The 20,690-nt window shown below is 35.9% G+C and carries 17 protein-coding genes; 7 read left to right on the top strand and 10 right to left on the bottom strand.

Going from position 1 to position 20,690, the window contains the following annotated elements:
* Positions 1-194 precede the first annotated feature (194 nt).
* Together KO527_RS10295 and KO527_RS10290 are read left to right on the top strand one after the other, a co-directional pair.
* Entirely contained in the window at positions 195-1,343 is a 1,149-nt protein-coding gene (locus tag KO527_RS10295; RefSeq protein ID WP_216040230.1) for a cupin domain-containing protein, read from the top strand.
* A gap of 107 nt (positions 1,344-1,450) precedes the next feature.
* Complete coding sequence (locus KO527_RS10290) at positions 1,451-1,909, top strand: GNAT family N-acetyltransferase (protein ID WP_216040229.1); 459 nt, start codon at positions 1,451-1,453, stop codon at positions 1,907-1,909.
* Positions 1,910-2,013: 104 nt separating this feature from the next.
* On the opposite strand, the gene KO527_RS10285 is transcribed toward KO527_RS10290, so the two are convergent.
* The 4 genes from KO527_RS10285 to KO527_RS10270 form a co-directional block, all read right to left on the bottom strand.
* Complete coding sequence (locus KO527_RS10285; protein ID WP_216040228.1) at positions 2,014-2,454, bottom strand: DUF4826 family protein; 441 nt, start codon at positions 2,452-2,454, stop codon at positions 2,014-2,016.
* Positions 2,455-2,627: 173 nt separating this feature from the next.
* Positions 2,628-3,860 carry a lipoprotein-releasing ABC transporter permease subunit gene (locus KO527_RS10280; protein WP_216040227.1) on the bottom strand — a complete coding sequence of 411 codons (1,233 nt, stop codon included), beginning with the start codon at positions 3,858-3,860 and terminating at the stop codon, positions 2,628-2,630.
* Positions 3,857-4,549 carry a lipoprotein-releasing ABC transporter ATP-binding protein LolD gene (gene lolD / locus KO527_RS10275; RefSeq protein WP_216040226.1) on the bottom strand — a complete coding sequence of 231 codons (693 nt, stop codon included), beginning with the start codon at positions 4,547-4,549 and terminating at the stop codon, positions 3,857-3,859. Before lolD ends, KO527_RS10280 begins: the two co-directional genes overlap by 4 nt.
* Positions 4,542-5,774 carry a lipoprotein-releasing ABC transporter permease subunit gene (locus KO527_RS10270; RefSeq protein WP_216040225.1) on the bottom strand — a complete coding sequence of 411 codons (1,233 nt, stop codon included), beginning with the start codon at positions 5,772-5,774 and terminating at the stop codon, positions 4,542-4,544. The genes lolD and KO527_RS10270 overlap by 8 nt, the downstream gene beginning before the upstream one ends.
* A 169-nt stretch (positions 5,775-5,943) precedes the next feature.
* Here KO527_RS10270 and KO527_RS10265 point away from each other — a divergent pair, with 169 nt between their 5' ends.
* The 5 genes from KO527_RS10265 to KO527_RS10245 all read left to right on the top strand — a co-directional run bounded on the left by KO527_RS10265 (position 5,944) and on the right by KO527_RS10245 (position 12,636).
* Positions 5,944-6,528 (top strand): PilZ domain-containing protein, encoded by a 585-nt coding sequence (locus tag KO527_RS10265; RefSeq protein ID WP_216040224.1) that lies wholly within the window; start codon positions 5,944-5,946, stop codon positions 6,526-6,528.
* 70 nt (positions 6,529-6,598) lie between these two features.
* On the top strand, positions 6,599-10,072 hold the full coding sequence (gene mfd, locus KO527_RS10260) for a transcription-repair coupling factor (RefSeq protein ID WP_216040223.1): 3,474 nt from the start codon (positions 6,599-6,601) through the stop codon (positions 10,070-10,072).
* Entirely contained in the window at positions 10,073-10,990 is a 918-nt protein-coding gene (locus KO527_RS10255; RefSeq protein WP_216040222.1) for a CsiV family protein, read from the top strand. It abuts the gene before it with no gap.
* A 31-nt stretch (positions 10,991-11,021) separates the two neighbouring features.
* Complete coding sequence (locus KO527_RS10250; RefSeq protein ID WP_216040221.1) at positions 11,022-11,270, top strand: lipoprotein; 249 nt, start codon at positions 11,022-11,024, stop codon at positions 11,268-11,270.
* Positions 11,271-11,445: 175 nt separating this feature from the next.
* Positions 11,446-12,636, top strand: a complete 1,191-nt coding sequence (locus KO527_RS10245) for a trypsin-like serine protease (protein WP_216040220.1) — start codon at positions 11,446-11,448, stop codon at positions 12,634-12,636.
* A gap of 91 nt (positions 12,637-12,727) precedes the next feature.
* Here KO527_RS10245 and prpF read toward each other — a convergent pair whose 3' ends face one another.
* The 6 genes from prpF to KO527_RS10215 form a co-directional block, all read right to left on the bottom strand.
* Positions 12,728-13,921, bottom strand: coding sequence for a 2-methylaconitate cis-trans isomerase PrpF (gene prpF, locus KO527_RS10240; RefSeq protein WP_216040219.1), 1,194 nt, complete (start codon positions 13,919-13,921; stop codon positions 12,728-12,730).
* Positions 13,922-14,229: 308 nt separating this feature from the next.
* The gene (gene acnD, locus KO527_RS10235; protein ID WP_216040218.1) at positions 14,230-16,836 is read right to left on the bottom strand and encodes a Fe/S-dependent 2-methylisocitrate dehydratase AcnD; all 2,607 of its coding nucleotides are present in this window, start codon (positions 16,834-16,836) and stop codon (positions 14,230-14,232) included.
* Positions 16,837-16,964: 128 nt separating this feature from the next.
* Entirely contained in the window at positions 16,965-18,089 is a 1,125-nt protein-coding gene (gene prpC, locus KO527_RS10230; RefSeq protein ID WP_216040217.1) for a 2-methylcitrate synthase, read from the bottom strand.
* 58 nt (positions 18,090-18,147) lie between these two features.
* Positions 18,148-19,026 (bottom strand): methylisocitrate lyase, encoded by an 879-nt coding sequence (gene prpB / locus KO527_RS10225; RefSeq protein ID WP_216040216.1) that lies wholly within the window; start codon positions 19,024-19,026, stop codon positions 18,148-18,150.
* A gap of 78 nt (positions 19,027-19,104) precedes the next feature.
* On the bottom strand, positions 19,105-19,782 hold the full coding sequence (locus tag KO527_RS10220) for a GntR family transcriptional regulator (protein ID WP_252733615.1): 678 nt from the start codon (positions 19,780-19,782) through the stop codon (positions 19,105-19,107).
* Between the two features lie 354 nt (positions 19,783-20,136).
* A complete protein-coding gene (locus KO527_RS10215) occupies positions 20,137-20,679 on the bottom strand; it encodes a hypothetical protein (RefSeq protein WP_216040214.1) in 543 nt (180 codons plus the stop codon).
* Between the last annotated feature and the right edge of the window lie 11 nt (positions 20,680-20,690).

Raw genomic sequence — 20,690 nt, 5'->3', positions numbered from 1 at the left:
AAACCATTAGCTAGAAATGAAATTAAAAGCGAATATGATAATACATATTCGCTTTTTTGTTACAAGAACAGTAAATAAACTTATAGCACCTCTGCATGTGATTTTAATAACTAATATTTAACTATTAATATCAACTTGAAGAATACATTCAACTTTGCCACCCAGTGGCCTCAATAGAGATGCGGAGCAGATCTATGTATCAATTAAATATCAATAATTTAAGCCACAGCGAGTTTTTAGAAAAATATTGGCAAAAAAAACCGTTATTAATCAAAGCTGGTTTTGAAAACTTCCAAGATCCTATCTCAGCTGAAGAGCTTGCTGGTTTAGCCATGGAAGAAAATATAGAATCTCGCATCATTACCAATCAAGATGATAAATGGGATGCACATCATGGCCCATTTGAAGACTTCTCACTTTTAAAACCGACTCATTCTACTTTATTAGTTCAAGCAGTAGATCATTGGCATCCTGAAGCAGCGGAAATACTAGAAGCATTTCGTTTTATTCCAAATTGGCGCATAGATGATCTGATGATCAGCTTTTCTAGTCCTAAAGGTGGCGTAGGACCACATCTAGATCAATATGATGTGTTTATTATACAAGGCGAAGGTAAAAGGCACTGGCGTGTTGGAATGCCACAGCCAAAATTAAAAGAAGTGATCCCATGTAATAGCTTGCTTCAAATTGAAAACTTTGAAGCCTGTATCGATGTTGTATTAGAACCAGGTGATATTTTATATATTCCACCAAGCTGTCCTCATGAAGGTTATGCAGTTGAAAATGCAATTAACTATTCTGTTGGTTTTAGAGCCCCTAATCAAACAGATATGCTATCTTCATTTGCTGATCACCTAATAGATAATGAACTAGGTAAAAGACGTTACAGTGATCCTCAGCTACAATTAAGAGACTCTATAGGTGAAATTCAAGAAGATGAACTCTCTAATATTCAAAACTTATTATTAGATGTCATTAAAGATAAAGATTCTTTAAAAACATGGTTAGGTCGTACTATGTCTGAAGCAAAACATGAACTTGATGTTGCACCAATTGAAGATAAGTATACTTGCGATGATATTATTGATTTGATCAGCCAAGAAGATATTAACTTTGTTCGTATCGGTGGATTAAGAGCATTATATCAAGTAAATAGGGATTCAATCATTTTTAGCTATCAAGGAGAAAATACAATTTTCCCACTTGAGATGCTTCAAAGTATTCAATTACTGACAGATTATAGCTTTATAACATCCGACCAGTTAAAAAGTTCAATTAATTTTTCACTGTTTATCGAAACTTTGACTAAGATCATAAATGAGGGTTACTGGTACGTTGAATAAAGTTTAGACCTATACCCTAAATCAGAACTTAAAAGGCCGCAGAGTTTTTTCTGATAAATGCTATTGCGAACTGTGCTGAATTTAGGGTCAAAAAATGGGGTTTCAACATGTCATATCAGCTACAACAAGTAAATTGGTTAAAAAACAGGGAACGCTTAAAAGCCTTGAGGGAAAAGGTTTTTGTATGTGAATATCATATTCCCAAACATATAGAGTTTGATCAGCTAGACCGAACATCTCAGCACATTGTACTTTTAAATGAACAAAATATCATTATCGCTTCTGCCAGACTATCTGAAGATGGCCTAATGAGCAGAGTTGCCGTACTGCCAGAGTTTAGAACTGAAGATATCTATCAAAACTTATTTTCTTATTTAGTTTCAGTAGCAAAGGAGCAAGGTGCAACTGAAATGAGTTTTAATTGTATCCTACATGAAAAAGATAAATTTTTAAAAGCAGGCTTTTTTTCTAAAGGTCCCGTTTTTATGGAAGCAGGCATTGCAAGACAAAGATTATGCTGCCCAATAGAAAGCTTTACCACTTCGGAATTTAGTTTAGTTCATTAAATATGCTTCATCTAAAAACAAAAAAACGAATATATTTTAAGTATATTCGTTTTTTGTATATCTAAATTATTAAGATTGTAGCTAAAGCTTTAGCAATTCAATCATTATTCATTGCCCCAAAGGTCATCTTTTTCATAAAACTCATAGATCCCTTGTGCACGATTAACTAACAAGTTAGCAAAATCGACTTGTGTTTTATCTCTTGCACCCGCTTTCATAATTTGTTCTGCTTTCATTTGCCATTGAAACGAAAAATAGCGGATCGCTTCACGAGCAGTTGGTGCAGCACCTACTTCGATATGATCTGTTGGTAATTGACCAGATATAACCCAATATGTTTTACCGTTTTCTGATTTAATTTTCCAAACAGCAAAAAGCGGAGATAAGTAGCGACTATCTTTTTCAATAATTGTTTTCGGCATGATACCTTTGCCAGCTAAATGCTTTTGTGCATTTTGAAAGGCTTCACGTTGCCATGCGATATTTTCTTCTTGCGTTAGCTCTCTACGTTGTTCTTGTTGTGGTTTTTGCTCTGTTTCTGACATGATTACTTCCTAAATATTATTCTTGTATATAAACCCTAAGGAATATTTTATTAGTGAGCTCAGCTCTTATTTTTCTTTACTCTATGTCGTAATGAGTCACTACGCAAGTATATATGCTCAATTTATAATTGACCGTTTAAAATATCAGCACTTATAAATCAAAGTCTGACTATTTATTGGCCGAGTACTTTTGCCGGATCAATCCGGCTTGCCTGCCATGCAGGATAAGCAGTTGCTAATACTGTCATCACTAAAGTAATTGAGACCGTGATAGCAACATCTGTAAAATCTAATCTTGAGGGTAAAAATTCAACAAAATAAATGCCTGACAGTACATTTTTTCCTGTGAATTCACTATACCAATTAAAAATATCAGGTATATTCATTGCTAATAACACACCAAGTAAGGTGCCAAAGAATATTCCACTCAAAGATTGCCCTAACCCTTGCAACATAAAGGTAGATATTATTGTGCTATCTTTTGCGCCCATGGTTTTTAATATGGCAATATCTGATTGTTTTTCTTTAACTTCCATTACTAAAGTGGAGACAATATTAAAACTTGCCACAGCAATAATAAGTAATACAACTAAGTAAACTATCGTGCGAACCATCTGAATATCTTGATATAAATTACTATGTTTTATAAACCAACTACTCACATATACGTAATCATCTAACTGATAACCTAATGTCATAGATAATGTCTGAGCCGCAAAAACATCATCAATTTTTAATCTTAACCCTTTCGTTTCATCTTTCTCAAAGCCTAGTATTTCTTGTGTTTTAGATAAGTTAACCAAAGCTGTCATGCGATCAATCGGTCCGCCCATTTTAATAATGCCAACTAACTTTAGTTTCATTTTTTTAGCTGCTTTTAATGAGTTAGCACCCGCATTAATTTGCGGGATCAATAAAGTAATTAAATCCCCTTTTTGTGCGCCGATCTCTTCTGCTATTTGGTTACCTAAAACAACCTGATTGTTAGCCAATGCAGTTAAGTCAAAGTTTTTAATATAATCTTGAACACCAGAAACACCGACTTCTAACTTAGGATCAATGCCCCTGACTTCAACAGCTTTTAGTTTGCCTTTAAACTGTGCCATGCCATTAAGCGCGATAAAAGGCGCACCAGCTATCACAGAGGTATGATCCTCTATACTTTGAATTTTACTTTTCCAGTTTTTTATTGGTGCATTAGGTGCCTCGTACTCAATATGAGGAACAACATTAAGTAATCGGTTAACCATTTGATATTCAAAACCATTAATTACCGATAATGCAACTATCAAAACAGCTATGCCTAAACCTATGCCAATACTTGAAGCTTTACCTATAAAACCAATAAAACCATTTTCATGTTTAGCATGTCTAAATCTTTTACTTAAAAATAAACTAAATTTCACAGCGAACTCTTTTTAAGCGTTAAAATACCATCATCTAAATAAGCTGTTTTACCTAATTTTGCTGCCAATTCTAAGTCATGAGTCACAACAACAAAACTTGTTTTGAGAGACTTATTTAACTCATTTATTAGATTGTAAATTTTAAGTGCATTTTGCTTATCTAAATTCCCTGTTGGCTCATCTGCTAAAATAAGCGCGGGTTCACCCACTAAAGCACGTGCAATTGCCACCCTTTGCCTTTCACCACCAGACAGCTCAGATGGTTTATGCTCAATACGATGACTTAACCCAACTTTATCAAGCATATCTTTTGCTTTTTCTTTTGCTTGCTTTGGCTTCATTCCAGCAATCAACAATGGCATCGCAACATTTTCCAATGCATTAAATTCCATTAGCAGATGGTGAAATTGATAGATAAATCCTAAATTTTTATTTCTAAATTCGGCTTGTTGCTTACGACTCAATTTTGCAACATCTTGATCTAATATCTTACTAGTCCCATCGGTCGCTACATCTAATGTGCCCAATATATGCAATAAGGTACTTTTTCCAGAACCTGAACTACCAACAATCGCTAATAATTCGCCTTGTTCTAATTCTAAGTTAACGCCTTTTAATACTTGTGTTTTATTTTTACCATCTTGGTAAATTTTATTTATGTCCGTGCATTTTATTACTAAATTACTCATATCTTAAAACCTCTGCCGGACGTACACTCGCCGCCTTTGTTGCTGGGTATAAAGTTGCTAAAAAACTCATAAATATACTGCCAAAAATAATATAACTTAACTGAGATACATCAAATAAGACTGGCAAGATTGCACCACCAAGTAAATTTAAACCCACTAAGTCTAATATTTGATTAATATTGGCAGCAAACGCAATACCTAAACCACCGCCGAGCAAAGCACCAAATAAGCCGTTATATAAACCTTGAATAATAAATACCTGTTTTACACTATTTGGGGTTAAGCCTAATGTTTGTAATATCGCAACTTCAGATTGTTTTTCTGCCACCATCATGGTTAAAGCTGAAACAATATTAAATACGGCAACAAGAATAATTAAGCCTAATAATAATGACATAATGCGTTTTTCCATCGCCACAGCCGAAAATAAACCCCCTTGCGTTTTACGCCAATCCGAAACTTCAAATTGATGAAAGGTATTTGAGTGCGTAAATAAAACATTATCAATTGTAAAAGGGTCTTTTAATTGCACTCGAATACTCGGCGCTTGCTTTTGTGATTTTGGAATTTTGAGCAATCTTGATACCGATAAACCATGGCTGAATGCTAAACTTCTATCTATTTCAGAGCCTGTGGAATAAATAGCAACTAATGTGAGCAACCTCTGACTCGGTATTCGGCCCATAGGTGTATAACTTGATGCCTTAGGCACGATAACTCTAATTTTATCACCTATATTTAATCCCAATCTAATCGCTTGGTAGCGGCTCATCGCTATCGTATATTTTTGATTAAACAATGCCTGCCAGCTACCCTGCTTTATACTATCTTGAACTTGTTGAAGTTGCGCCTTGGCATAAACACCTTGCCAGATCACCCCTTGAATATTTTTATTTGTTTGTAGAATTGCCTCAGCTTCAATGTATTGTGATACATCTGAAACGCGTTCATCTTGTAATAGATTTTCTTTAATTTGATTAAAAGTAATCGATTTATCTTGTGATGGGTTTTCTTGAAACCTAAGTTCAATATGGGGCAATAAACCTAACATACTTTGTTTAAGTTTATTTTCAAATCCATTCATAACAGAAACAACGGTGATCAATGCCATTATTCCTAACGTAATGCCTGTAATAGAAAAAAACGAGATAAAGGAAATAAACGCATTGCCTTTCGCCGCACGGCTGTATCTAAGACCTATAAATAGGCTAACAGGTTGAAACATAATGAACAAAAGTACCTAACAGCTACGAAATATTATAGCGAGTTTAACATTAATCATGATTTTTAATGTAGCTTTGTTATTAAGAAGTTTGTAAAAATATGTTCTTTACTTGCCTAGACTTAATAAATGGCTAATATATGTAAAAATTTCTACTAATGCTCAATCTCTTATGTCACAAACAAAACTTGAAGAATTTAAACAATACTTTCAAATTGAAGAAGCTATTAAAGTCAATCTTGAAGCTGTCCCCCCTGAGCAGGTACCTGAAAATACATTAATATTAGAGCAAAGGATCCCACCTTTATTTCTACTTGCAAATGAAGTTAATGAACTTGAGCAAAGTGCACTCAGACCATTAAGACAATTGAGCGACGTTGCAGATGAGTTAGCGGTATTTTTAAAAGCACAATCTAGAAAGATTGATTTGATCATGTCGCATATTTTATCAACAGAGCATGAAACCGATGATAAACTTGTAACACACTCTTATGGCGGCGGCGGATTTACACTCAATACACAAGAAAAGTACGCCATAGGTCAAGACTTTTGCTGTAAACTATTTTTAGATTTCGATGCCGCTGCTGTATATTGTTTCTCTCAAGTTATTGCAATACAAGAAGATAAAGAAGTTGATTCGTTTAGGTATACTTTACTGTTCACTCAAGTAAGAGCATCTGATCAAGAATTATTAGTACGTGCAAGTTTGCATGCACAATCTCGATTATTACAACTTAAAGCAAAACATAAATTATAGGCATCTTAATCGCCTTTTTTATATAGAATATCAACAATACAAAATAAAAAGAGTTTGGAGTTTAAACTAAATGGCATTAACGCAGTGGGCATCATTACCTTGGGTAAAATCTAATAAAGATAAAATTCAATGGGGGCAATTACAAGGCAGTGCATTAAGTTTAACCATATCTCAAGGTGTTAAAGACCATAAAGCCTTAGTTGTGCTAGTCACTCAAGATACACCTTCAGCATTAAAGTTAGAGTCTGAATTAAAGTTTTTACTCCCTGAACAAAATGTCATGATATTCCCTGACTGGGAAACGTTACCATATGATCATTTTTCACCTCACCAAGATATTATTTCAGACCGTTTAGCCAGCTTAAATAAACTCAAACAAACACAAAGCGGTGTTTTAATATTACCAGTAGCGACTTTAATGCTACGTACTTCGCCCCCTGAATTTATTTATGGCAGCACATTATTATTTAAAACCGGACAAACATTAGATAGTCATAAATTAAGAAGTAATTTAGAAACGGCTGGTTATACAAATGTTCAGCAAGTAATGGAACACGGTGAATTTGCTGTTCGTGGTTCTATTGTCGATTTATTCCCAATGGGAAATCATACGCCGTTACGATTAGATTTATTTGATGATGAACTCGACAGCATCAAAGAATTTGATGTAGAAACACAAAGATCTGGCACGGAAATACAATCAATTGAATTAATGCCAGCTCATGAATTTCCGACAAATGAAAAAGATATTGAACGCTTTAGAAGTCAATACAGAGAATTATTTGGCGCCAGTAAACAGCCTGAGTCTATTTATACTCAAGTAACTAAAGGCCAATATCCCGGTGGTATAGAATATTACATGCCATTATTTTTTGAAAAAATGGCAACCATATTTGATTACTTACCAACGAATGCTGTTTTAATGCATTTAGGTGATATTGAGCACAGTGCACAAGCATTTTATAAGGATGTTCAATCGCGTTTTGAAAATCGTAATGTAGACCCTTTAAGACCATTACTAGCTCCAAATTCTATATATCAACCTATTGATGAATTGTATTCAAACATGGGCAATTTTGCTCGCATTAACTTATCGCTTGCAAAATTAGGTACCAAAGCTGGCCACTTTAATTTACCGACAATAGCGCTGCCAAATGTACGTGTTGACCATCAATTAAAAAATCCTTTTGATGCGATTTCTAAATATTTAATAGAACAAAAATCAACTAAAGCACGTGTTTTATTTACCACAGAAAGTGAAGGCAGAAGAGAGTCACTACTCAGCTTATTTAAACCAGCTGGTATAAAGCTAAACTCTTTTGATAGTTTTAAAGACTTTGTTGACTCTAAAACTGACGTTGGTTTAATTGTCAGTCCATTAGAGCAAAGTGTTGTTTTAGATGGGAAACCAAAATTAAGCCTTATTACAGAACAAGAATTATTAGGCTTGAAAGTTTCTCAGAAGCGACGACGTAAACATAAATATGAAGGCACCGCTGATGCCATCATTCGTAATTTAGCTGAATTGAAAATTGGCCAGCCGATTGTACATTTAGATCATGGCGTTGGTCGTTATCAAGGACTACAAACTCTTGATGCTGCAGGAGTTTTAGCTGAGTTTGTAACCATTACATATTTGAACGAAGCTAAATTATATGTGCCTGTCTCTGCTTTGCATATGCTTACACGCTATTCTGGCGGCGAAGACAAAAGTGCCCCATTACATAAGCTTGGTACAGATACTTGGGAAAAAGCCAAACGAAAAGCAGCAGAAAAAGTACGAGATGTTGCCGCAGAATTACTTGATATATACGCTCAAAGGCAGGCTAAACAAGGCAATATATTTAGAATAGATAAAGGTGCTTATGCGCAATTCTCAAATAGCTTTCCATTTGAAGAAACAGAAGATCAAAAAAATGCTATTGAAGCCGTAATTGGCGATATGCAATCACCATTAGCTATGGATAGATTAGTATGTGGAGATGTAGGTTTTGGTAAAACAGAAGTGGCAATGCGAGCGGCCTTTGTTGCCGTTAATGATGGTAAACAGGTGGCTATTTTAGTACCAACTACTTTATTAGCACAGCAACATTATGAAAACTTTAAAGATAGATTTGCTAACTTACCTATTGAAGTTGATGTTATTTCTCGTTTTAAATCAGCAAAAGAACAAACTGAAATATTAGCTAAATTAGCCGATGGCCGTTTAGATATTTTAATTGGTACGCATAAGCTATTAAATCAAAGCATCAAATATAAAGACTTAGGTTTATTAATTGTTGATGAAGAACATAGGTTTGGCGTAAGACAAAAAGAAAAAATTAAATCACTTCGAGCAGATGTTGATATTTTAACACTGACAGCAACGCCAATTCCAAGAACGCTGAATATGGCAATGAGCGGTATGCGTGATTTATCTATCATAGCCACACCACCAGCAAAACGCTTAGCAGTTAAAACATTTGTACATCAATCTGATCCGGCTATTATTCGTGAAGCTGTGCTGCGTGAAATAAAACGTGGTGGCCAGGTTTATTATCTACATAACAATGTTGAGACAATTGCAAAAACAGCGGCAGATTTAGAAATATTATTACCTGAAGCAAATATTACGATTGCCCACGGACAAATGCGTGAACGTGAACTTGAGCGCCTAATGACCGACTTTTATCATAATAAATTTAATGTGTTAGTCTGTACCACGATTATCGAAACAGGTATTGATGTACCAAGTGCTAATACAATTATTATGGATCGTGCAGATAAACTCGGTTTAGCACAACTTCACCAATTACGAGGCCGTGTTGGCCGAAGCCATCATCAAGCTTACGCCTATTTAATGACGCCTGATCAAAAAGTGATTTCAAAAGATGCTAAAAAACGCTTAGAAGCCATTAGCTCTTTAGAAACTTTAGGTGCTGGTTTTGCTCTTGCTAGCCATGACCTAGAAATACGTGGCGCCGGGGAATTATTAGGTGATGAGCAAAGTGGTCAAATTGAATCTGTTGGTTTCACGTTATTTATGGAGATGTTAGAGCAAACAGTTGAATCTTTAAAACAAGGTAAAGAACCGACATTAGAAAATATTTTAGGCCAACAGACTGAAGTTGATTTAAAACTACCTGCTTTATTACCTGATGATTATATTTTTGACGTAAATAGCCGTTTAAGCATGTATAAACGCATCGCATCTAGCCAGGACTTTGACCAAGTTGATGATTTAAAAATTGAATTAATTGATAGATTCGGTTTATTACCAGACCCTGCTAAAAATCTATTTGCTTTACAGTTATTAAAAATCCGTGCCGCTAAATTAGGCATAAGTAAAATTGATGCCAACGCTAAAGGTGGCTCAATAGATTTTACTAAAGAAACCAAAGTTGATCCTATGTTTATCATAGGTTTACTGCAATCAAATCCATCTAGGTATAAAATGGAAGGTGCAAGTAAATTGAAATTTATGATCCCGCAAGAAAAACCAAGTGAAAGACTGAAATTAATCAACGCCATGATCACTGATTTTGAGCAAAAGGTAACTAAATAAATGACGTTAAAATCACTAATAGGACTTTCTTTCCTTTTATTCACTGCTGTCTCAAGTGCAAACGGTCGTTGGTATGAAGTGGAAGTTGTATTATTTGAGCATCCTGATAATGAAAAAGTAAATGAAGATTTTAGCTTTGATTTATCGCCTATTAAGACCAATAAGTCAGTTGATATGCTCTCGGAACATCTTCAGTTAATGGGTCAAAATAAATGTTTATCCAAAAGATCACAAAGCAATATATTCAATAAAGCCTTAAATACATACAGCTCACCTGTTTGTATCGGCAGCGTAGATTATATTGCGCTAATGGATAAAACACCTTTAACTCTTGAAGTAACTTTACAAGAAGGCATGGAAACACCTTATATAATCGCACCTGAAGAATTAGAGTTTCAATCTACTATTAGTCGACTAAAACGTGAAGGCATGCAACCTATTTTACATACAGGTTGGCGACAACCAGGATTAAAAGAGCGCCAAGCGCCTAGCTATCGTTTATTTGGCGGTAAAAATTTTTCAAAGCAATATGATTATTTTGGTAATTTAAAACAAACACAAAATACATATTTAGATAGTTCGAATAATACTGATGATTTAAATACCTTTTTAAACCAAGTTATTAATAGTGATAGTTTAAATAGTAGTTCCGATAACAGATCAATTAATCACACTACCAACAATAACAGTGAATATCCTAATGAAGCATGGCAGTTAGATGGTTTGCTTAAAGTATTCTTAAGAGGACGTTACCTGAATATAAAAGCAGAATTTAACTTACGTGCAGAAGACCGAACAAACGAAAAGTTAAAGAACTTTCATTTTAATCAGTTTCGCCGTGTGATTAGTAATGAAATTCATTATTTTGATCATCCTAAGCTCGGCATTTTGATTCAAATTAGACGTTATATGCATTAATAACTTAACAATTATATAAAAAGAGACAATTATGAAAAAATACCTTTCTATTGCAGCAATTGCTTTAACTTTGACAGCGTGTAGTAAAGTAACTATTGAAAACTATGACAAAGTAAAAGTGGGCATGGATAAAACTGAAATTGAACAATTATTAGGTTCTGCTGATAGTTGTGAAGAAAAAACATTACACACAAACTGTATATGGGGTTCAGCTGATAAAAATATCACAGCGACTATCGTTGCAGACAAAGTCACTTTATACAGTAAAAAAGGCTTATAATCTGAGTCATAAATATTAGGTGAAATGTCATATTTCACCTTTTATATTTTCTTAAACCTATCATTAATAATACTCTAAGATACAAACCGATACATCCTTTATACAAAACCTCACTATAGTTCATCTCTTGTTTGTTCTTTAATCAGTACTGAGAACAAAACAAGGAAACTCAAACATGAAAGCAATAAACAAAAACTTAATAACAATTGCATTGGCTTCTATTTCAGTACTACCTGTTTTAAGCCAAGCAAATGATTTAAAAATGAATATTAAAACCAATCCGACACCTAAAATTGTCGGTGGCGAACCTGTTACAGATAATTCACGTCCATGGATGACAAGTTTGCAATATAATAACCAACACTTTTGTGGCGCATCTCTTATCTCTGATACTTGGGTACTCACAGCCGCACATTGTGTAGAAGATATTACAAAAGGCAATATCAACGGCCTTTCAATTCGTTCTAACTTTTTAAAACTCAGTGATGATACTGGCACTAAAGCATCTGTAGCAGACGTTTATATTCATCCTGATTATAATCAACAAGGCAAAAATGCTGCCGATATCGCACTTATAAAGCTATCTTCTCCAATCACTGATATTCCTTTTATAAAACTGGCAACTGATGAAATCATTGCTGTATCTGGCATGGCTGGTGCGATGGCGTCTGTTTCAGGTTGGGGCGCACTAGAGCAAGGCGGTAGTGGCCCAGATGTTTTACAAAAAGTGAATGTACCTATTGTTTCTAATGATACTTGTAATTCAGCCGAAGCATATTCAGGAAAAATAAGTACAACTGAAATCTGTGCAGGCATTAAAGAAGGTGGTAAAGATTCTTGTCAAGGTGATAGCGGCGGTCCATTAGTGATTAACCATAATGGTGAATTTGTACAGGCTGGTGTTGTTTCTTGGGGCGAAGGATGTGCTGTTGCTAATAAGTATGGTGTTTATGCCCGTGTTAACTCTTTTAATGCTTGGGTTAATGATGTTAAAAGTGGCAATGGCACAGGTGTAGGCGATGGCTCAGGCGGTGGCGACAATGAAATACCAGAAGATGGCTATCTTTTCAGTGGTGAGTTAGTTGAAGGTATTGAAGGTGAAGCTGATAGTACTGTTATTTTTAAAATTGATGTTGGCCCTAAAGCAAAACTACTTTGGTTAGACATTGCAGGCGGTGAAGGTGATGCTGACATTTATGTAAAACATGAGCAAGAACCTACTACGAGTGACTATGATTTTGCACCATTAAATTGGGGTAACGATGAACAAGTATTACTTAAAAGACCACAAGAAGGTACTTGGTATATCAAAATTATTGGTTATGAGGCATATCATGATTTAGAACTGATGGGCTTTGCTAGATAGTTCTCAATAATTCGGTAAAGAAAATTAAAAACAATTTATAAATGTTGTCAAAGCTATGAATATGTCTTCATAGCTTTTTTCTTAGAGATATTTAAAACGAATCTCCTGGAATTCGAACCCAACCTTCCATTAAAATACGTGCACTTCGGCTCATAACTGCTTTATTAACCGTCCAATTACCTTCATTAATGCTAGCTTGTGCACCTACTTTTAAAGTCCCTGACGGATGGCCAAAAGTAACCGAGTTTTTTCCCTCTTGGGATAAAACACCATTGTTTGCAGCTAAGTTAACCAAAGTACCTGGAATTGCCGCTGCAGTGCCAATCGCAACAGCAGCTGTGCCCATCATAGCGTGGTGTAATTTACCCATAGATAAAGCACGTACATTTAAATCTATATCAGAATCCTTGATTTCTTTACCGCTTGAAGACGTATAACTACTGGCTGATGATACAAATGCAACCTTAGGTGTATGTTGACGTGCTACTGCTTCTTCAACATCGCTAATCAAACCCATTTTTATCGCACCATGGGCACGAATGGTTTCAAAAAATGTTAAAGCTGTATCATCGCCATTAATTGCATCTTGTAATTCAGTTCCTGTATATCCAATTTCTTTCGCATTTAAAAATATAGTAGGAATACCTGCATTGATCATAGTTGCTTTAAAAGTGCCAACGCCTGGTACTTCTAGTTCATCAACAATATTCCCTGTAGGGAACATCGCCTCAGAAGGGTCAACTGGCGCAATAAATTCTACAGGTACTTCTGCTGCTGGGAATGTCACACCATCTAGTTCAAAATCTCCTGTTTCTTGCACTTCACCATTTGTAATTGGCACTTGTGCAATAATGGTTTTTTTAATATTTGCTTGCCAAATTCGTACCGTACACACACCATTTTGAGGAATACGTGTGCTATCAACTAAACCAGAATTAATGGCAAATGAGCCCACTGCCGCTGTTAAGTTACCGCAGTTACCGCTCCAATCTACAAACGCTTTATCTATTGCAACTTGGCCAAATAAATAATCCACATCGTGATCTACTACGGTACTTTTAGATAAAATAACTGTTTTACTGGTACTTGATGTCGCCCCGCCCATACCATCTGTTTGTTTACCATATGGATCAGGAGAGCCAATAACACGTAATAAAATATTATCTCTCGCTTCACCTGCCACTTGTGCCGCTTTTGGTAAATCAGTTAAATTGAAAAATACACCTTTTGATGTTCCACCACGCATATAAGTCGCGGGTATTTTTATTTGAGGAAGATGAGTCATAGCGCTCTCTTTAAATTTGAATAGTAAGGCTAAAGCCCTACAATAAAAAATAGAAAATTAGTTAAGCTAACTTTCTATTTTAGTTTTGAATAGTAAGGCTAAAGCCTCACCTACAATAAAAAGCATAAAATTAGTGAATCTAACTTTCTACTTAGTTTTATTTTTAATTTTTTAAATCATTTTTAAACTATTTTGAAATTTTAAGCTTGATAGTTTTTCCTAGAGCAAAGCGAAAGCGCGGAGCTTGGTTTACTAAGTGAGCACTTTCAATGCAGCTATAGGTAAAAATAGCTGCTTAAAAATCAAAATTATGCGTTTGATTCAAGAAAATCTTGAGCAAACTTTTGTAGAACCCCACCTGCATTATAAACAGATACTTCTTCAGCTGTATCTAAACGACACTTAACAGTGAGCTCTACTGTTTCACCAGACTTACGTGTCATAAGAACTTTCATAGCAGAACCTGGCGCCACAGTACCGGCAACATCATAAGTCTCTGTACCGTCGATATTATAAGTGTGGCGTGTTTCACCATTTGTGAATTCAAGTGGTAATACACCCATACCAACTAAGTTAGTTCGGTGAATACGTTCAAAGCCTTGCGCTACGATTACTTCAACACCGGCTAAACGTACACCTTTAGCAGCCCAGTCACGTGATGAACCTTGACCATAATCAGCACCCGCGATGATAATTAGCGGTTGTTTACGCTCCATGTAGGTTTCAATTGCTTCCCACATACGGCTTTCTTGACCTTCAGGCTCAATACGTGCAAGTGATCCTTGCTTTATTTCCCCATTAGCATCACGACACATTTCGTTTAACAGCTTTGGATTAGCAAAAGTCGCGCGTTGAGCAGTTAAGTGATCGCCACGGTGTGTTGCATACGAGTTAAAATCAACTTCGGGTAAACCCATTTTATCTAAGTAAGCACCAGCGGCACTGTTTAACTGAATCGCATTTGACGGAGATAAATGATCTGTTGTTATGTTGTCGCCCAGTACTGCAAGCGGACGCATTCCTTTCATTGTTCGCTCACCTGCTAAAGCACCTTCCCAATATGGTGGACGGCGAATATAGGTAGACATCGGACGCCATTCGTATAATGGGTCAATATCTTCACCATAATTTACTTTTAAATCGAACATAGGCTCATAGATTTTTTTGAATTGCTCAGGTTTTACACTTGAGTTTACAATTGCATCTATGTCTTCATCACTTGGCCAGATATCTTTTAAAGTGATATCGTTACCATTTTGATCTTGCCCTAATACATCTTTTTCAATATCAAAGCGCATCGTGCCTGCAATTGCATAAGCAACAACAAGTGGTGGTGATGCTAAAAATGCTTGTTTTGCATAAGGGTGAATTCTACCATCAAAGTTACGGTTACCAGAAAGCACGGCTGTAGCATATAAATCACGATCTATTACTTCTTGCTGTATTTTAGGATCAAGTGCCCCGCTCATACCATTACAGGTTGTACATGCATAAGCAACGATGCCAAAGCCCAACTTTTCCATCTCTGGTAATAAACCTGACTCTTCTAAATACAGTTTTGCGACTTTAGAGCCTGGTGCAAATGAAGTTTTAACCCAAGGTTTACGGTTTAAACCTAGTTCGTTTGCGCGTTTTGCGACTAAACCAGCAGCAACAACATTTCTTGGATTTGAAGTATTAGTACAGCTAGTGATTGCAGCAATAATACAGGCACCATCAGGCATTTCACCTTGTGATTCTTGCGTTTTACATTCAGCTAAGTCTTTTGCAATACCTTTAGAGGCTAACTCACTTGTCGGTAATCTACGGTGAGGATTTGATGGGCCTGCCATATTGCGACATACACTTGATAAGTCAAACTCAAGTACACGTTCATATTGTGCTTCAACTAAATCATCAGCCCATAAACCGGTAGTTTTTGCATAGTTTTCAACAAGCTCAACTTGCTCTGGCTCACGACCAGTAATCTTTAAATAATCAATTGTTTGCTGATCGATATAAAACATACCCGCTGATGCACCGTATTCAGGTGTCATATTCGAGATAGTTGCACGATCGCCAATTGTTAAATTCGCTGCGCCTTCACCAAAGAATTCAAGATAAGCAGACACGACTTTTTCATTGCGTAAATATTCCGTGATCGCTAAAACAATATCTGTTGCTGTTATGCCAGGTTGGCGTTTACCTGTAAGCTTAACACCTACAATATCTGGTAGACGCATCATAGATGGACGACCAAGCATCACTGTTTCAGCTTCAAGTCCGCCAACACCAATTGCAATAACGCCTAGCGCATCAATATGTGGTGTATGAGAATCGGTACCAACACAGGTATCTGGATATGCAACACCATTGCGAGCTTGTACAACAGGAGACATTTTTTCTAAGTTAATTTGATGCATAATGCCATTACCAGCAGGGATCACATCAACATTATCAAATGCCGTTTTAGTCCACTCAATAAAATGGAACCTATCTTCATTACGTCTATCTTCAATTGCACGGTTTTTTTCAAATGCATTTTTTTCAAAACCTGCATGCTCTACAGCAACCGAGTGATCAACAATTAACTGTGTTGGGACTACAGGGTTTACTTTAGCTGGATCACCGCCCTTTTCTGCGATTGCATCACGCAAACCCGCTAAATCAACTAACGCTGTTTGACCTAAAATATCATGACATACAACACGTGCTGGATACCAAGGGAAATCTAAATCTCTTCTGCGTTCAATTAATTGCTTTAAAGAATCGGTTAATGTATCAGGGCTACATTTACGCACTAATTGCTCAGCTAATACTCTTGAAGTATAAGGCAGCTTTGCATAAGAACCCGGTGTGATTGCTTCAACCGCTTCTCGTGTATCATAAAAGTCTAATGTGCTATTTGGTAAGGGCTTTCGGTATAAGGTATTCATAGTAAATCCAGAAAATCTATTAGGGTGACGGTTATCTCGTGTTTAAAATTAACGAGAACTTCCCTATTTTTGTCGCTATTTTATAACTGTAAATAAAAACAGGCTGCAGTGGCAGCCTGTTTAAAAATTTAGCGTGTTGCGATTGGTGTTACTTTACGAGGCTCACTGCCCGTATAATCGGCACTAGGGCGAATAATACGATTATTAGCACGTTGCTCCATTACATGCGCAGCCCAACCTGTTAAGCGTGAACATACAAAGATTGGCGTAAATAACTTAGTTGGAATACCCATAAAGTGATATGCAGATGCATGGAAGAAATCAGCATTACAGAATAATTTTTTGCTATCCCACATAAACTCTTCACAAGCCACAGAGATATCGTAAAGTGAAGTATCACCATTCTCGTGTGCTAGTTTCTCTGACCACTTTTTGATGATCACGTTACGTGGATCTGATTCGCGATAAATCGCATGACCAAAGCCCATAATTTTTTCTTTACGTGCTAACATGCCAGCCATTTTTTCTTTTGCATCAGAAGGTGAGCTGAACTTTTGGATCATATCCATTGCAGCTTCATTAGCACCACCGTGCAGTGGCCCACGTAATGAACCAATTGCACCTGTTACACAAGAGAACATGTCAGATAAAGTGGACGCACAAACACGTGCAGTAAATGTAGAAGCATTAAATTCATGCTCAGCATAAAGAATTAATGATACATCCATTACCTTACGATGTTGCTCTGATGGTGTTTCACCACGAAGTAATTTAAGGAAATGACCACCTAAAGATTCTTCATCAGTTACACAATCAATTTCTACACCGTCATGTGAGAAACGATACCAGTAACACATAATTGCAGGGAAAGCAGCTAATAAGCGATTAGATGCCATTTGTTGTTGTGAGAAATCAGTTTCAGGCTCTAAGTTACCTAAAAATGATGCACCTGTACGCATTACATCCATGGGGTGTGCATCAGCAGGAATTAGTTGTAATACCTTTTTAAGTGAATCTGGTAAATCACGCATTTGCATTAATTGCGTTTTGTATGCTGCTAGTTGTCCTTCATTTGGTAATTCGCCGTTAAATAATAAGTAAGCCACTTCTTCAAAAGTTGCGTTATCTGCTAAATCAGATACATCGTAACCACAGTATGTTAAACCAGAACCTGATTTACCAACTGTACATAATGCTGTTTCGCCTGCACTTTGACCACGTAGTCCTGCACCGCTTAGTTTTTTATCACTCATTGTCTTGCTCCATAAAACTTGTTATCAATTAGGTTAATTATTGTCTTTTAAAAAGAACTTATTTATTTTTACCTTCACTGAATAAGGCATCTAATTTTTGTTCGTAATCGTGGTAACCTAGGTAATCGTATAAATCCATACGTGTTTGCATGTTATCAATCACCGCTTTTTGGTCGCCATCCGTTAATAATGTTTTATAAACTAATTCAGCTGCTTTATTCATCGCTCTAAATGCTGATAATGGGTAAAGCACCATATCAACACCCCACTGACCTAGCTCTTCTTTATTCCATAGTTCTGTTTGACCAAACTCTGTAATGTTTGCAAGAATTGGTACATCTAATGCCTCAGAAAATGCACGGTAATGTTCTTCAGTTTTAACCGCCTCAGCAAAAATACCGTCAGCACCCGCTGCAACATACGCTTTAGCGCGTTCAATTGCAGCTTCTAAGCCTTCTTGGGCAAATGAATCTGTACGAGCCATTATGAAAAAATCAGGATCAATTCGGGCATCAACAGCTGCTTTAATACGATCAACCATTTCTTCTGTTGATACGATTTCTTTATTAGGACGATGGCCACAACGCTTTTGCGCGACTTGGTCTTCCATATGTACTGCTGCAGCACCTGCTTTTTCCATATCACGGATTGTTTTTGCAATATTAAAAGCACCGCCCCAACCTGTATCAATATCTACCATAAGTGGTAAATCACATGCTGACGTTATACGTTGCACATCTACAATCACATCATTTAATGAGGTCATGCCTAAATCAGGTAAACCATAAGAGGCATTTGCAACGCCGCCACCTGATAAGTAAATTGCTTGATGACCTAATTGTTTTGCCATCATGGCGCAATATGCATTGATAGTGCCTACAATTTGTAGTGGTGCATTAGCTTTTAATGCTTGTCTAAATTTTAATCCTGCTGACATTTTAATCTCCGCTGTCTTTTTATCTTTTATATTCTGTTTAATTTGATTTTAAATTCTTTGTGTTACGCTATTTTTTTATTACTCAGCAACAGTTTCTAAATTAAATCGTGATTTAATATTTGCACCCGATGCGCCTATATGTCTTTTCATTAATAGTTCAGCTAACTCACCGTCTTTACTTTCAATGGCATTAATTATCGCTAAATGCTCATCAAACGCTTTAGATACTCGAGGTCCATTCATGCCCATTTGCACACGAAACATACGGATCAACTGATAAAGCTCATTGCATAACAAATGAATTAGGTGACTATTTTTACTGCCTTTAATAATACGATAATGAAAATCTAGGTCGCCTTCTTCTTGATAGTAAGACTCACCTTGTTTTACTTTTTGAGTAGATAAATGCTGATTAAGTAATGCTTTTACTTCATTGATCTCAGTCATAGTCATATTTTCTGCAGCAAGTCTGCAAGCTAAACCTTCAAGTGCCGTTCTGACTTGATAGACTTCAAGTAGTTTGTCTGGTGTAAGTGCCACAACACGACACCCTATGTTTGCTTTACGCTCAACAAGGTGACAACTTTCTAGGCGATTTAATGCTTCACGTAAGGTTGCACGGCTAACACCATGATATTTAGCTAATTCTGCTTCAGATATTTTACTACCTTGCGCAATGTCACCTTCAACAATCGCCTGACGAATGTCGACAAAAACTTGATCTGATGCGGTTTTTATTGTGTTTTTAACTTCCAACTGACACCCATTGTCGACAATAATCTGCATTAACTATAGTCACAGAGGCATTTTAGTCAAGTTACAACAGGATGGATTGTCGACAATAAATTCTATAAATAATAAATAGTGTAACCTTGTCGTTACAAAAAGATTAAAGTGTCGACAATAAGAGTGTAACTAATAGTTAATTGATTAAAGGAAATCTACATTTCCGTTTAAAGTTTAGATCAAGGAATGACTTCTGTAGCATAAAGTAATCATTAATAGGCTGTTCTTAGCGAAACAGTACATTCATTAAGATCTAACAAGTACATTAGTAAAGAGTTTGCTGATTTTTATGCTTTAAAAAACATTTTAGCAACATAAAAGCTTTTATTTATTTTTCCTCATCTCTACTTTCAAAATACATGGAACATCTAAATTTTTCCTTATTCCATCAATAACTCCCTCAGGCCCTTTTTCATATAACAATATATAATAAATTCGAAGAATATCACCTTTGAGAATAACTCTTGAATTAGAAATATAATCAGACCAACAGCCTGTTTTTATTGAATGACGAGTTGGAGAAGGTCTAAATATATCAACATCAGAAATGGATATATTTTCCCCTATATATGGATCATATGTTGTAATAATTTGCGTTTTGATTAATTCGCCTTCTAAAAGTGTTACTTTCTCACCGGAAATCAATATGTTTTCTAATTCATAAGATTCCATCCTCCCTTTATATAAGATTGTGGCTAAAAATACGATATAACCAATAAATCCAATTTTCGTAATCAATCCAAATTTGAATTTAACCTTTTCAAAATATAAAAACATGTATAAACATATTACAGCCGTAAATAACAATAAAAACTCTTCGCCAGTGAAGCCTCCCACTACATAAATAGATTCCCACATATTTTCCATTTTATTTATTA

The sequence above is a fragment of the Pseudoalteromonas sp. C2R02 genome, assembly GCF_018860845.1.
GTDB lineage: Bacteria > Pseudomonadota > Gammaproteobacteria > Enterobacterales > Alteromonadaceae > Pseudoalteromonas.
The sequence above is the reverse complement of the archived record's forward strand: the minus strand, read 5'-3'. Positions and strand labels throughout refer to the sequence as shown.

Excerpts from the sequence above, each read along its gene's own strand:
- mfd (WP_216040223.1), top strand. The coding sequence starts at position 6,599 with ATGGCATTAACGCAGTGGGCATCATTACCTTGGGTAAAATCTAATAAA.
- KO527_RS10255 (WP_216040222.1), top strand. The coding sequence starts at position 10,073 with ATGACGTTAAAATCACTAATAGGACTTTCTTTCCTTTTATTCACTGCT.
- KO527_RS10215 (WP_216040214.1), bottom strand. The coding sequence starts at position 20,679 with ATGGAAAATATGTGGGAATCTATTTATGTAGTGGGAGGCTTCACTGGC.
- lolD (WP_216040226.1), bottom strand. The coding sequence starts at position 4,549 with ATGAGTAATTTAGTAATAAAATGCACGGACATAAATAAAATTTACCAA.
- KO527_RS10285 (WP_216040228.1), bottom strand. The coding sequence starts at position 2,454 with ATGTCAGAAACAGAGCAAAAACCACAACAAGAACAACGTAGAGAGCTA.
- KO527_RS10270 (WP_216040225.1), bottom strand. The coding sequence starts at position 5,774 with ATGTTTCAACCTGTTAGCCTATTTATAGGTCTTAGATACAGCCGTGCG.
- KO527_RS10245 (WP_216040220.1), top strand. The coding sequence starts at position 11,446 with ATGAAAGCAATAAACAAAAACTTAATAACAATTGCATTGGCTTCTATT.
- prpF (WP_216040219.1), bottom strand. The coding sequence starts at position 13,921 with ATGACTCATCTTCCTCAAATAAAAATACCCGCGACTTATATGCGTGGT.
- KO527_RS10295 (WP_216040230.1), top strand. The coding sequence starts at position 195 with ATGTATCAATTAAATATCAATAATTTAAGCCACAGCGAGTTTTTAGAA.
- KO527_RS10250 (WP_216040221.1), top strand. The coding sequence starts at position 11,022 with ATGAAAAAATACCTTTCTATTGCAGCAATTGCTTTAACTTTGACAGCG.
- acnD (WP_216040218.1), bottom strand. The coding sequence starts at position 16,836 with ATGAATACCTTATACCGAAAGCCCTTACCAAATAGCACATTAGACTTT.
- prpB (WP_216040216.1), bottom strand. The coding sequence starts at position 19,026 with ATGTCAGCAGGATTAAAATTTAGACAAGCATTAAAAGCTAATGCACCA.
- KO527_RS10290 (WP_216040229.1), top strand. The coding sequence starts at position 1,451 with ATGTCATATCAGCTACAACAAGTAAATTGGTTAAAAAACAGGGAACGC.
- prpC (WP_216040217.1), bottom strand. The coding sequence starts at position 18,089 with ATGAGTGATAAAAAACTAAGCGGTGCAGGACTACGTGGTCAAAGTGCA.
- KO527_RS10265 (WP_216040224.1), top strand. The coding sequence starts at position 5,944 with ATGTCACAAACAAAACTTGAAGAATTTAAACAATACTTTCAAATTGAA.